Source organism: Streptococcus suis (genome assembly GCA_024583055.1).
Classification (GTDB): Bacteria; Bacillota; Bacilli; order Lactobacillales; family Streptococcaceae; genus Streptococcus; species Streptococcus suis_V.
Map to the genome: position 1 here is coordinate 1,239,467 of CP102145.1, position 13,647 is coordinate 1,253,113.

General features: G+C 47.2%; 9 protein-coding genes. 3 read left to right on the plus strand and 6 right to left on the minus strand.

The window, feature by feature from the left end; all coding sequences use genetic code 11:
* Nucleotides 1-75: 75 nt before the first annotated feature.
* The 3 genes from NQZ91_06110 to dhaS all read right to left on the minus strand — a co-directional run bounded on the left by NQZ91_06110 (nucleotide 76) and on the right by dhaS (nucleotide 6,113).
* On the minus strand, nucleotides 76-4,470 hold the full coding sequence (locus NQZ91_06110) for a PolC-type DNA polymerase III (GenBank protein UUM56981.1): 4,395 nt from the start codon (nucleotides 4,468-4,470) through the stop codon (nucleotides 76-78).
* A 96-nt stretch (nucleotides 4,471-4,566) separates the two neighbouring features.
* Nucleotides 4,567-5,562, minus strand: coding sequence for a DhaKLM operon coactivator DhaQ (gene dhaQ / locus NQZ91_06115; protein UUM56982.1), 996 nt, complete (start codon nucleotides 5,560-5,562; stop codon nucleotides 4,567-4,569).
* Nucleotides 5,559-6,113, minus strand: a complete 555-nt coding sequence (dhaS, locus tag NQZ91_06120) for a dihydroxyacetone kinase transcriptional activator DhaS (GenBank protein UUM56983.1) — start codon at nucleotides 6,111-6,113, stop codon at nucleotides 5,559-5,561. The genes dhaQ and dhaS overlap by 4 nt, the downstream gene beginning before the upstream one ends.
* Before the next feature lie 147 nt (nucleotides 6,114-6,260).
* On the opposite strand from dhaS, the gene dhaK reads away from it, so the two are divergent.
* From dhaK to dhaM, 3 genes are read left to right on the plus strand one after another with little or no spacing between them, the layout of a single operon-like run.
* Complete coding sequence (dhaK, locus tag NQZ91_06125) at nucleotides 6,261-7,250, plus strand: dihydroxyacetone kinase subunit DhaK (GenBank protein UUM56984.1); 990 nt, start codon at nucleotides 6,261-6,263, stop codon at nucleotides 7,248-7,250.
* 10 nt (nucleotides 7,251-7,260) lie between these two features.
* Nucleotides 7,261-7,839 carry a dihydroxyacetone kinase subunit DhaL gene (gene dhaL / locus NQZ91_06130; protein ID UUM56985.1) on the plus strand — a complete coding sequence of 193 codons (579 nt, stop codon included), beginning with the start codon at nucleotides 7,261-7,263 and terminating at the stop codon, nucleotides 7,837-7,839.
* Nucleotides 7,836-8,210, plus strand: coding sequence for a dihydroxyacetone kinase phosphoryl donor subunit DhaM (gene dhaM, locus NQZ91_06135; GenBank protein ID UUM56986.1), 375 nt, complete (start codon nucleotides 7,836-7,838; stop codon nucleotides 8,208-8,210). Before dhaL ends, dhaM begins: the two co-directional genes overlap by 4 nt.
* A gap of 58 nt (nucleotides 8,211-8,268) precedes the next feature.
* Here the strand turns inward: dhaM and NQZ91_06140 are convergent.
* From NQZ91_06140 to rseP, 3 genes are all read right to left on the minus strand, one after another.
* A protein-coding gene (locus NQZ91_06140) for an IS3 family transposase (GenBank protein ID UUM56987.1) occupies nucleotides 8,269-9,614 on the minus strand; the annotation gives its coding sequence in 2 pieces (ribosomal slippage) (nucleotides 8,269-9,173 and nucleotides 9,173-9,614; 1,347 coding nt in all).
* Between the two features lie 386 nt (nucleotides 9,615-10,000).
* A complete protein-coding gene (locus NQZ91_06145; GenBank protein ID UUM56988.1) occupies nucleotides 10,001-11,854 on the minus strand; it encodes a proline--tRNA ligase in 1,854 nt (617 codons plus the stop codon).
* 531 nt (nucleotides 11,855-12,385) lie between these two features.
* Entirely contained in the window at nucleotides 12,386-13,645 is a 1,260-nt protein-coding gene (gene rseP, locus NQZ91_06150; protein UUM56989.1) for an RIP metalloprotease RseP, read from the minus strand.
* Nucleotides 13,646-13,647 lie beyond the last annotated feature (2 nt).

A 13,647-nucleotide genomic window follows, 5' to 3' on the forward strand; every position in this document is an offset into this window, starting at 1 on the left:
CGTCCGACATCATCTCAGGAAAGTCTGAAAAGAGATTTTGTCTACAAACTCTTTTCATTTTCTTCCTGACTATTTTTAAAACAAATCATCAAAGAGGCTGAGTTGGTTATCCTCTGGCATTTTACCGAGGATACCCATCTCGTCCATTTTTTCAACCAGCGTTGTGGACAAGCCACCCCGTTTGCGGAGCTCTGTTTTGGAAAGGAATTCCCCTTCTTCACGGGCTGCAACCAATTGCTTGGCTACGTTTTCACCCAGACCGTCCATGGCTACAAAAGGCGGTATCAAGGTATCCTCTTCAATCAAAAACTCGGTCGCATGGGACTTGTAGAGGTCCAGCTTGCCAAACTTGAAGCCACGCTCCAGCATTTCATTGACCAATTCTAGGGTAGTATAGAGATCTTGCTCGACGTTGGAGGCCTCGTTATTCTTCTTCTTGAGGGTGATTTCTTCCATCTTGGCCTTGACCCGGTCCAAACCACCTGACATCGTCGCCAAATCAAAGGCCTTGGCACGGATAGAGAAATAGGCCGTGTAGTAATAAAGCGGATGATGAACCTTGAAGTAGGCTACCCGCAGGGCCATCATAACGTAGGCCGCCGCATGGGCTTTGGGGAACATGTACTTGATTTTTCCACAGGATTCGATGTACCAGTCCGGCACCTTATTGTCCTTCATGGCTTGGATGTAGCCGTTGCGCTCTTCCTCGGAAATTTTCAGCCAGAGGCCCTTCCGCACCCGCTCCATGATGTTAAAGGCCATTTTCGGTGGCAAACCAGCATGCATGAGATAGACCATAATGTCATCCCGACAGCCGATGACGGTGGATAGGTCGGCAATTCCCGCCTTGATCAAATCCTGGGCATTGCCCAACCATACGTCCGTACCGTGAGATAGTCCAGACAGCTGGAGTAATTCAGAGAAGGTGGTCGGCTTGGTTTCCTCCACCATGCCTCGAACGAAGTTGGTCCCAAACTCGGGAATCCCCAACATACCGGTCGGTGTGCCAATCTGCTCTGGGGTAACTCCCAGAATTTCCGTGCCAGAAAAGAGGGCCATGACACCTGGGTCATCCGCCGGAATAGTCTGTGGATCGATGCCAGACAAGTCCTGCAATTTACGAACCATGGTCGGGTCATCGTGCCCTAGGACATCGAGCTTGAGAACGTTCTCGTCAATATCGTGGAAGTTGAAGTGAGTAGTCTGCCAGTTGGCGGTCACATCATCGGCCGGGTACTGAACAGGCGTAAAGTCATAGACATCCATGTAATCAGGGAACACGATAATCCCCCCTGGATGCTGGCCTGTCGTCCGTTTGACACCAGCCGCTCCTGCCGCTAAGCGCTCCACCTCTACATCCCGGTAGAATTTACCATAGTCCCGCTCGTAGCCACGGACAAAACCGTAGGCTGTCTTGGCCGCAACCGTACCTACCGTTCCTGCCCGAAAGGCATTTTCCGCGCCGAAAATATCTCGCACATCCAAGTGGGCAGAGGGCTGGTCATCACCAGAGAAGTTCAAGTCAATATCGGGTACCTTGTCCCCATCAAAACCAAGGAAGGTCTCGAAGGGAATATCCTGGCCGTCCTTGTTGTACTTGTTGCCACACTGGGGACAAGGCTTGTCCGGCATATCGAAGCCCGAACCATAGGAACCGTCTGTGATAAATTCACTGTGTTGACAATTTGGGCAGACATAGTGAGGAGGCATAGGGTTTACTTCCGTAATCCCAATCATGGTGGCAACGAAACTGGAGCCAACAGACCCCCGTGAACCAACCAGATAGCCTCGTTCATTTGACCGTTGCACCAACATCTGCGATGCTAGGTAAATCACTGCGAAACCATTACCCAGAATGGACGTCAATTCCTTTTCGATCCGGAGGTCGATGATGTCTGGCAGAGGATTGCCATAAATCTCGAAAGCCTTCTGGTAGGTCAACTCCGCCACTGTCTCTTCTGCCTTTTCAATATAGGGCGTGTAGAGGTCAGTCTTGACCACTTCCACATCCTCGAAACGGTCCAGCATGGCATTTGGATTAGTGATGACAATCTCACGCGCCTGCGCCTCGCCTAGGAAGGCAAATTCATCCAGCATTTCACTGGTGGTACGAAAATGCGCCTTGGGTAGGGGAGCCGGCTGGGCATTCTCACCATTGCCGATAGTCCAGTTAATCGGCGAACTTTGGCCCAAGGCCCGCACAATAATTTCACGATAAATTTCTTCCTCGGGGTCAATATAGTGGACATTACCCGTCGCAAGAACAGGCAGATTAGCCCTGCGACCTACCTCAATCAACTGCTTGATGGTCTCCTCAATCTCGCCCATGTTCTTGAATTGCTCCTTGGCAATCATGGGCGCGTAGAGGGCTGGAGGCATGACCTCGATAAAGTCATAGTAGGTAGCCTTCTTAACCGCATCGTCAATGCCCTTGGACAAGAGTTCGTCGAAGACTTCACCCTCTTGGCAGGCCGTTCCCAAAATCAAGCCTTCTCGATGAGCATCCAGCACCGTCCGCGGAATCCGAGGAACACCCTCAAAATACTGGGTATTGGACAGGGAAACCAGCTTGAAGATATTTTTCAGCCCGACCTGATTGATCACATAGACCGTCGCATGCTTGACGCGGGCTTTTTTGTAGGAATCCTCAGCAATCAGGTCACGATTGAGCTGATTGAGATTGGCAATAGCGTGCTTTTCGAGTGCATCTTTCAAGAAAATAAAGAGTAGACGACCAGTCGCCTCGGCATCGTAGTTGGCCATGTGGTGGTGCTCCAAGGCAACCCCAAACCGCTTAGTCAGCGGCCCCAAACCGTGCCGTTTGAAATCTGGATAGAGATTGCGGGCAAATTCCAGCGTATCAATGACCGGCTGCGTAATGGTCGGCAGACCCGCCCGTTCATAGTTGACATCCATAAAGCCGACGTCAAAGCTGGCATTGTGGGCAACCAGAACGCTGTCCTGACAGAATTCCTGAAACTCCCGCAGGACCTGCTCCAAGGGCTTGGACCCCTGCACATGCTGGTCCGTAATTCCCGTCAACTCGGTCGTGAACTGGCTGAGTGGGTGCCCCGGATCAATAAATTCATCAAATTCTGCAATGATATTGCCCTTGTACATCTTAGATGCCGCAATCTGAATCAGAGCATTGTTGACCGCAGAAAGTCCGGTCGTCTCCACGTCAAAGACTACATAAGTCGCATCTAACAAAACCAAATCCGTCTCATTGTAGACAATAGGCACCGAGTCCTCAACGATATTGGCCTCCATCCCGAAAATCGGCTTGATACCCGCTTTTCTGGCAGCGTGGTAACCATGAGGGAAGGACTGGACATTGCCGTGGTCGGTAATAGCAACCGCCTTGTGCCCCCAGGCTGCAGCCCGTGCCACCAAGTCCTCAACGGCAGGAAGGGCATCCATGGTTGACATGTTGGTATGGGCATGAAATTCGACCCGTTTCTCACCTTCTGGCATCAGGTCCTTGCGGATCTCCTTCTTGACTTCTTGGATTTCCTGGACATTCATGGTCAGATCACGGGTGAAATTGTTGGTCTCCACATTTCCCCGCACCCGGAGCCATTGCCCCTTCTTTATCATGCTAAATTTCTGGGCCTCTTCCTCATTTTTAGCCCATTTTTGCAGGGTAAACGAAGAGGTATAGTCGGTCATCTTGAAGTTGATAATGACCCGTCCCGTCTTGGTTGTCTTGTGCTCCGCTTCAAAGACCAGCCCCTCAAAGACCACGCGGTTTTCCTCACTGTCAACCTCAATCATAGGCGTAATCTCCGCCTTATCGATGGCTACCTTGGCAGGCCGGTTGGCCTTCTTATATTCTGGGACAAATGGCTGAGCTGCCTCTGGTGGTGGCGCCATCTGTGCTAGTTGTTCCAGAGCAGCCAGATTTTCCTCATTGGCCTGCTGGTAAATTTGCTCATTCTGATTCTGGAAGTCCGCAGCCTGTTGCTCGGTCATGGTTTGACAAACTTCGATGTCCACCTTGAGATTTGCAAAGCCGAAACGGGCGTATTGCTCGACTAGATTTGGCAGATGATTCTTGCGAAAATGAACCGTGTCAATGGTTTCAGGTCCCTTGATCCAGAGAACACCATCCCGATAGACGACTTCCAGCGGCTGAAAGAGGGCCTTGAAACCAGCACTCTGGCAGAGCTCCTCCGTAAAGGCCTCCGGATAGTAGGCCACCAGCAAGTCACCGTCGTAGGCTTCCAAATCCGTCACAATGGCAAAACGGACCCTATTGCCCATCTTTTCAAACTCAGTAGCTAGCCTTGCCTTGAAAAGCTGATAATCCAGAAGGGGCAAGGGAGCAGGCAGGCGGAAGGTAAATTCCCAGAGCTTGCTGACCTTGTGCAGGACAACCTTCTCAATCTTTCCAGATGAAAAAGCCTCTGATTGCCGAGCATCAAGAGGCATATTGATCTGTTGGAGCAAGAGTTGAAACTTATCTGACATGTTGATTTCCTTTGAATGTTGTTAGGAGTATTTTACCACAATCCAGCCCAATTTTCGAGGGGAAGACTATGGCAAGTCCTGACCGCATTCACCTTTCTACCAGGCAGCCGCATCCGTATCCGCCAGCAGATAATCCAGCCACTTACGGTCTTTCAAGCGACAGAGGGTCACCGAAATCCCAGCCATGTCTAAGCTGGTCATCAATCTTCCCTGCTTGATAAAAGGAAGCTGCAGGCCCTGCAAATCTAGAAATTGGCAGATAGCATTCGTGAAGATTCCCAATTCTAACTCTGAAACGGTACCCAAATTGTTGACCAAAAGGATATAATCTTCACCCTCTCGCCAGTGGAATTTTATCTTTAATTTGTTGACGATTTCATTGGCCAACTGCTCAGCCGATTCAAAAGTGACCGTCCGGTAACCTTCCTCCCCGTGAATCCCCATGCCATAGGAAATCTTGCCCTTTTCCAGCTGAAAGAGGGGTTGGTCATGCCCAGGAAAATGAGCAGACCTGGTCGCAAAGCCAATGGTAGCAATCTCCGTCGCCAATTCTAGGCCAAGGGCCTCCAGTTCAGCCAAACTGGCCCCAGCCTGAGCCGCAGCACCTAAGATTTTATGCAAGAAAATAGTGCCTGCCAGCCCCCGATGCCGCATCTGAAATTGCTTTTTGGGCTCGACAGAAATATCATCGTGGGAAACAATATAGCGGACATCGATTCCTTCCTGACGCGCCTGTTTAATGGCCTGGCCGAAGTCTGCTAAATCAGCCTCGAAATTCTTGACAATGACAAAGACACCCTGGCCTCTATTGATATGGCGGATGGCTCTTAAAATCTGCTCTGGAGTCGGTGGAATAAAGATTTTCCCATAGACAGCGGCAGTCAGCATACCCTGGCCGACAAAACCAATATGAGCCGGTTCATGCCCGGAACCACCACCCGACAAAATAGGCACCCGGTCCTCGGCCTGATGTTTATCCACAATAATGGGATAATTCTCCAGTTGCTCCAAATGAGGATGAGCCAGCAAGAGCCCATCTATATAGGATTGTAGCAAGTCTTCCTCCTGATAAAATAATGGCAATTGACTCATTGTCCTCTCCCTCCTTCAAGTGATTGCAACAAGACGGAAACTAGGTTCCGATAGGAAGTATGTAGCTGGTGATTGGGGTCAACCACCCCCGCCTCAATAAAGCCCACCAAACCCTTGGTATGGTAGGCTAATAGGAAGAGCCTTAACGACCCTACTACTTCTACCTCTTGCTTAACAGACCACTCATCTATGATTTTTTCCAACAAAAGCCTAACATAGTCAGATAAATAGCTCCTGAAGTCATTCTGCTCATTGACTGAAAAAATCCGTGCATAAAAAGACTGGTTGCTGTCGAAATAGTAAAGTAACTCATCCAACAACTTCCATCCACTAATATAATTCAAATTATCCGTAATCTGCTCTTCCAGCTCCGTCTTAAAGATCCAATCTAAGAGCTCATACTTGTCTAGGAAATGATTGTAGAAGGTCTGGCGACGGATAGCAGCCTCCTGCATAACCTCTACCACAGACACCTTCTCAAATCCCTTTTCAATCAACTGCTTTTTAAATGCCTTTGCGATGCGCTTTTTGGTCAGCAATGAAGTGCCCATGCTGCCTCCCTTCTGGTCTCTCCTATCTTATTATACATTATCAGATACACTTATGTACAAAAAGGGACAAAATTGACCAATTGTCCCTTTAATTTGTCTACACAATACAATATAATAATCTTAGTATTATATCACGGAGGTTTTCGCATGAAAAAAATTATCAATCAACCTGAAAATGTTGTTGACGAAATGCTCAATGGCCTGGTCTTTATGCACAATGACCTGGTAGAACGTCTAGAGGGCTTTGAAGTCATTGTCCGCAAGGCAGAAAAGACTGGCAAGGTCGGTATCATCTCAGGAGGTGGTTCTGGTCACGAACCTTCTCATGCAGGCTTTGTAGGCAAGGGCATGTTGTCTGCCGCTGTGTGTGGCGCAGTATTTACCTCACCAACCCCAGACCAAATCTTGGAAGCCATCAAAGCAGCTGATGAAGGGGCTGGAGTCTTCATGGTCATCAAAAACTACTCTGGCGACATCATGAACTTTGAAATGGCCCAAGAATTGGCAGAAATGGAAGGCATCGAGGTCGCAAGTGTAGTTGTCGACGATGATATTGCCGTGGAAAATAGCCTCTATACCCAAGGTCGACGCGGGGTTGCTGGAACCATCCTAGTTCATAAAATTCTCGGACATGCTGCTGAACAAGGCCAGTCTCTCGCTGCCATCAAAGAGTTGGCCGACAAATTAGTTCCACAGATTAAGACAATTGGTCTGGCCCTATCTGGTGCAACCGTTCCTGAAGTAGGAAAACCTGGCTTCGTTTTAGAAGAAGATGAGTTTGAATATGGGGTCGGCATCCACGGCGAACCTGGCTATAAGAAGGAAAAATTGCAACCGTCCGCAACATTGGCAGCCGAATTGGTTGAAAAATTAGCCCAAGGCTTTGAGCTCAAAGAAGGCGAACATTACGGTCTTCTCATCAATGGTCTAGGCGCAACCCCACTCATGGAGCAGTATGTCTTTGCCAACGACGTAGCTAAACTATTGCTGGAAAAAGGCATTGAGGTAGACTACAAGAAAATCGGCGATTACATGACATCAATTGATATGGCTGGCCTATCATTGACCCTTATAAAATTAGAAGAACCAAGCTGGATAGAGGCTTTAAACGCCCCTGTACAAGTAGCCGGCTGGTAGGAGAAAAACTATGGATGTAAGAACAGCATTGGCTTGGATGACACGATTCAACGAAAAAATTCAAGCAAACAAGGATTACCTAAGCGAGCTGGACACCCCTATTGGTGATGGTGACCATGGAGGCAATATGGCCCGTGGGATGGCTGCTGTGATGACTGAACTGGATGGCAAGGAATTTGCCAGTGCGGACCAGATTTTTAAAATTGTAGCCATGCAACTACTCAGTAAGGTAGGTGGTGCCTCTGGTCCCCTCTACGGTTCGGCCTTTATGGGTTTGTCCAAGGCTAGCCAAGCTGGTGCTGAACTGGCTTCTATGTTACAAGAAGGCCTGGATATGATTCAAAAACGCGGCAAGGCGGAGCTGGGCGAAAAAACCATGGTCGACGTCTGGACCCCTGTCATCTCTGCCATTAGGGAAGACAAACTCACTTCTAATCTGATTCAGGAAATTGTCCAAGCTACTGCTGATACACTTGCGACTAAGGGACGTGCTTCCTATGTTGGCGAACGTTCTGTCGGCCACATCGATCCTGGTTCTTACTCATCTGGCCTACTCTTTGAATCCCTCCTGGAGGTGACAGGTTCATGACAAAAACTGGCATTTTACTAGTCTCCCATTCCAAAAATCTTGCCCAGGGGATTATCGATTTAGTCTCGGAAGTAACTCAGGACGTTTCTTTGACCTACTGCGGTGGCTTGGAGGATGGTTCAATCGGCACTAGCTTTGAGACCGTCCAGGCAAAGTTAGAAGAAAATGATGCAGACACCATCTTAGCGTTTTTCGACCTAGGAAGCGCTCGGATGAATATCGAAATGGTTGCTGATTTTTCAGAAAAAGAAGTCCTGATTCAGACTGTTCCCGTCGTTGAAGGCTGCTATACAGCTGCCGCTCTCCTGCAGGCAGGAGCTGATTTAGAAACCATTTTGCACCAATTACAGGAGCTTGAAATCAAAAAATAGATTCATTATTAAAAGAGCCTGGGCAAAATGAACTGACCCCAAAAAATTGGACAAATAATTATTGAAAGGATTTAGTTCTGTATTGGACAGGACTAAGTCCTTTTAATTTTGCTTTGATTCGTTTGTTGTTATAGTAAAAAATATAATCAGTGATAACTTTCTCCAGTTGATCCAGAGACTTGAAACTCTTTTCAAATCCGTAAAACATTTCTGTTTTCAAGACGCCAAAGAAAGACTCCATCATCCCATTATCTGGGCTATTCCCTTTGCGGGACATGGATGGTCGAATGCCTTTTGTTTCCAAAAAGTAATGGTAAGACTGGTGCTGGTATTGCCAACCTTGATCGCTGTGGAGAATAGTCCCACTGTATAAATCTGCTGGAAAAGCCTTCGCAAGCATGGTTTGAACCTGTTTCAAGTCAGGTGACCGAGACAGGGTAAAAGCAATAATCTCACTATTATAGCCGTCAAGAACAGGCGATAAGTAGAGTTTCCCTTCAGGCAAAGCAAACTCCGTCACATCGGTATAACATTTTTCATAAGGCTTAGATCCCTCAAACTGACGTTTAATCAGATTATCAGCCTTCTTACCCACCTCACCTTTGTAAGAAGCATACTTGCGCTTACGACGAATACGAGCCGCTAAGCCCATTACTGTCATCAAGCGCTGCACCTTTTTGTGGTTGATGAAGAAACCTCGATTTCTGAGTTCTAAATAAATCCGACGATAGCCGTAATTACCTTTATGGTCATCATAAATGGCTTGAATTTCAGCCTTAATTGCTTTGTTCTTTTCGGGTTTATCCAGTTGCTTGACTTGATAATAATAAGTTGAGCGAGGCATTTTAGCTGTCGCAAGTAGGAGGTCTAGTCGGAATCCTCCTTGGACCATATCTCTAATTGTTTCTGCTGTTCGCGCACTAGTGCTTCGTCCCTCAAGCGAAGTTCTCTCAACTTTTTTAGGAAGGCCACCTCAGTTCGAAGACGTTCATTTTCCTCTTGAAGGCGCTCTAATTCCGTCATTTCTTCCCAGGTTTTCTTGCGTTTACGTCCCATCTTGCTCGGTCTCCCTCTTGTTTTTTCAAGAATAGTATACCCGTTTTTCTTGTATTGTGCTATCCAATTGGGAAGCATTCCTCGATTTGGCAAGGCATAGTCAAGGGAAACTGAGAGTTGAGAACATCCATGAATCAAAACCTTATCCATTATTTCTTGCTTTAATTCGGGTGAATAATACCTATTTTTACCTTTTTCAACGATTTCCACGCCATATCGATCCATGAGTTTTATCATGTAGGTGAGATTGGCAATAGTGACCTTGTATATCTGGCTAAGGTTGACCCACGACACGCCACTCTTTCTCAGCTCATATATTTCTAGTTTATCTTCATAACTTAATTTCATAAGAAAAACACCCCAATCGTTAGATTTTGTGTCTAACTTTTGGGGTGCAGTTCAAAAAGCCTAGGCTCGCTTTCTTTAGTTTGTGTCACCATCTCAGCGCAGGGGTTGATTGGCTTTCACAATTTGGGGAACTGTGAAAGGTGGGAAATTGGGATTGTGAAACAATCCTCAGCACTTCGTATTTTACGCTCCGAACCAGACCTTTACGTATGATGCGAACTGAGTTCGCTCAATTTCCGACCTTCAACTGTCTCCCAAACAGTTGAAGCTGTGCGGGGAAAACGAACTCTCTTTTCATCTATCGAGTTCTTTCTCGCTCCCGAACTAAAAATCACATAATAAAATAGTTAGAGGCTGGACTTTATGCCCAACCTCTCCTTTATTTGTTACTTATTCAAAATTTTCAAAGTTTCCAAGAGCTGGTCGACATGGACTTCGACAGTGTCGCCAGTGCCCTTGATTTTGACTTCGACCACGCCGTCGGCAGCTTTCTTACCGACCGTCACACGGATTGGCAAGCCAATCAAGTCACTATCAGAGAATTTAACGCCGACACGCTCGTTACGGTCATCTGTCAAGACTTCATAACCAGCAGCTACCAAGCTTGTTTCGATTGACTGGGTCAAGGCCATCGCTTCTTCATCTTTGACATTGACTGGAATCAAATGTACATCAAACGGTGCCAATTCTTTAGGGAAGTTGATGCCCCAAGCGTAACGGTATTCACCTTTTGGCGTCTTATTGACAAAGAGGCGAGCGTGTTGCTCCAGAACTGCTGACAAGAGACGGCTAACACCGATTCCGTAGCAACCCATGATAATCGGCATAGAACGACCATTCTCATCCAAGATGTTGGCATTCATGCTGTCTGAGTAACGTGTACCAAGTTTGAAGATGTGACCAATCTCGATACCACGGGCAAAGTTGAGAACACCGTGTCCGTCTGGAGAAGGCTCGCCTTCCTTGACTTCGCGAATATCCACATACTCAGTCACTTGGAAATCACGCCCTGCATTGGCACCTGTGTAGTGGAAACCATCTTCGTTGGCACCAACAACAGCATTTTTCACGTCCTGCACCTTGCGGTCGGCGATAATCTTGATGTTTTCAGGTAAACCAACTGGGCCAAGAGAACCAAAGCCTGCACCGAAGATGTTTTCAGCATCCGCTGGGCCTGCTACATCAAAGAAATCTGCTCCAAGGTGGTTTTTCAACTTGACATCGTTGACCTGATCATTACCGACAAGAAGGGCAACAACTGGCTCGCCATCTGCCATAAAGAGCATGGTTTTGATGGTTTGCTCTTCAGCGACATTCAAGAAGGCTGCCACTTCATCGATGGTTTTAGCATCTGGTGTAGCAACTTTAACCAAGTCTTCTTCGACGACAACTGCTGTACTTGGTTTGTACTCGCTGGTTGCCATTTCTAGGTTGGCAGCATAACCAGATTCGCTAGAGTAGGCGATGGTGTCTTCACCAGACACAGACCATGCCAAGAGTTCTTCCTTGATTGCTTCAAGAACATCCTCTGGGATCTCTTCAAAAGAAGCAACAGACTTGTCCAAGACAACCCAACGGTCCAGATCAGTACGGTCTGGGGTAATAGCCATAAACTCCTGGCTATCCTTACCACCCATGGCACCACCGTCACCGATGATAGCCTTGAACTCAAGTCCTGCACGAGTGAAAATAGCCTCGTAAGCTGCCTTATAGTCATCGTAGGTCTGGTCTAAACTATCATAGCTAGCGTGGAAGCTGTAACCGTCTTTCATGATAAACTCACGACCACGGAGAAGGCCGTTACGAGGACGTTTTTCATCACGGTATTTTGGCTGGATTTGGTAAATGTTGAGTGGCAACTGCTTGTAAGATTGCACCGCATCACGCGCCAATAGTGTCACCGTTTCTTCGTGGGTTGGACCCAAGATAAAGTCAGAACCCTCACGGTTTTTGAGCTTGTAGAGGTCATCACCGTAGGTTTCGTAACGACCCGACTCACGCCAAATGTCCGCTGACAAGAGGGCTGGTGCCAAAAATTCAATAGCATCAATCTTATCAAACTCCTCACGCATGATATTTTTTGCTTTTTCAATCACACGGTTAGCCAACGGCAAGTAGCTGTAAATACCAGCAGAAATCTGACGGACATAACCTGCCCGCAACATCAAAGCGTGGCTAATCACCGACGCATCCGAAGGCATCTCCCGCAAAGTCGGGATAATCATTTTAGACTGTTTCATATTAAGATACGGAGGTCGTAAAAAAACGACTGAAAATTAGGAAACTGGCGCAATGTGCTTGCACATCAGTCAGTTTATCTATTTTCCGAGTTTTTAGACCGAGTTCAATTACGAACCTCCTTAATTCCTTTCATCATTTGTTGTCAGGAAGACACAGGTTTCAGCCCGTGTTCAATTCCTTTCGTAGTTTTTCAGAAAATCCTGCGTTTAGCACACATTCAATTCCTTTCGTAGTTTACTTGAGTTGGAAGACAAAGAATTAACTTTTCTAAACCCCTCGCTGACGCTCGAGTTCAAATCAAAAAACTCTCTGTTCCTTTCTTTTTCTTAGTTTTCAGAACGTCCTGCGTTTAGCACGCATTCAATTCCTTTCTTATATTCATCATCAGGAAATCCAGAGGCGTAGCTCTCAATCTATTTTCCGAGTTTTTAGACCGAGTTCAATTACGAACCTCCTCTGTTCCTTTCATCATTTGTTGGTCAGGAAGACACAGGCTTCAGCCCGTGTTCAATTCCTTGCTTAGCGAGATTTTAGAAAAATACACGCATAATGTCATTCCAAGTCACGACCAGCATGAGGACAACCATGATTGCAACTCCTGCTAGAGTGATATAGGATTCTGTTTCTGGTTTAAGTGGTTTTCTGCGAATACCTTCTAGAATATTCATAACGATTTTACCGCCATCAAGGGCCGGAATCGGAATGAGATTGAAAATTCCTACGTTTATCGACAACATAGCCATCAGTCCAATAATGGACATCCAACCATCTTGAGCCGCTTGATTGCTGACAGAGTAAATAGCCACAGGACCACCTAGTTGCTTGACATCAAAGCCGGCAATCAGATTTTTCAAGGCTGTGACAATCATGAGAGCTGTCGCTCCGGCCTGCTGGACACCACCAATAATCTTGTCCAAGACACCCGTCTTCAAAATAGGGGAAACACCTAGTCTGTAGGTGCCATCTTCCTGCTTGGCAGTCACAGACACATTCTTCTCAGTCCCGTCCTGCTCCACAAGCAAGTCAAACTTAGGAGCACTGCTAGCATCCTGAACTGCCTGCCCAATCACCTTAGAAATATCGGCGTAAGAATCTGTTACCTGACCATTGACCGAGAGAATCTTATCTCCAGTCTCTAATCCAGCAGCTGCAAGGGCACTACCCTCTACAACTGTCACCTGATTGCTAGACGTGTCGGCCACACCGCCCTGCATGAACATAAGCAGGATGAAGGCCAAAACACCGAGGATAAAGTTGTTCATGGGACCCGCAAAGTTAGTCATGAGCCGACCCCAGATCGTCGCATTTTGATACTGGACATCCAGCGGTGCAATGCGGACTTCCGTCCCATCTTCCTCGACAATGGTCGCGTCGTGGTCCACCTTATAGGTCTTGGTCTCATCCAGGACAAGACCAGTGATTTCCAGCTTATCTTCAAAGTCAAAGCCGGTCACATTCATGGGCAGACTGTTGACATCAAAGCCCTTACCCGATAGGTTGATTCGAGTCACAATGCCGTCTGAATTGAGGGTCAAACTGGCCGGTGTCCCGGTCTTAATCTCCATCTTGTCCTCGCCCCAGCCAGCCATACGAACATAGCCGCCAAGCGGAAGAATACGAATCGTATAGACCGTCCCGTCCTTGCCCGTATGAGCGAAAATTTTCGGACCCATACCAATGGCAAATTCCCGAACCAGGATGCCTGCTTTTTTGGCGAAATAGAAGTGACCAAATTCATGGATAACCACAATCACGCCAAAGATAAAAATAAATGCTAAAATTCCCTTCATGG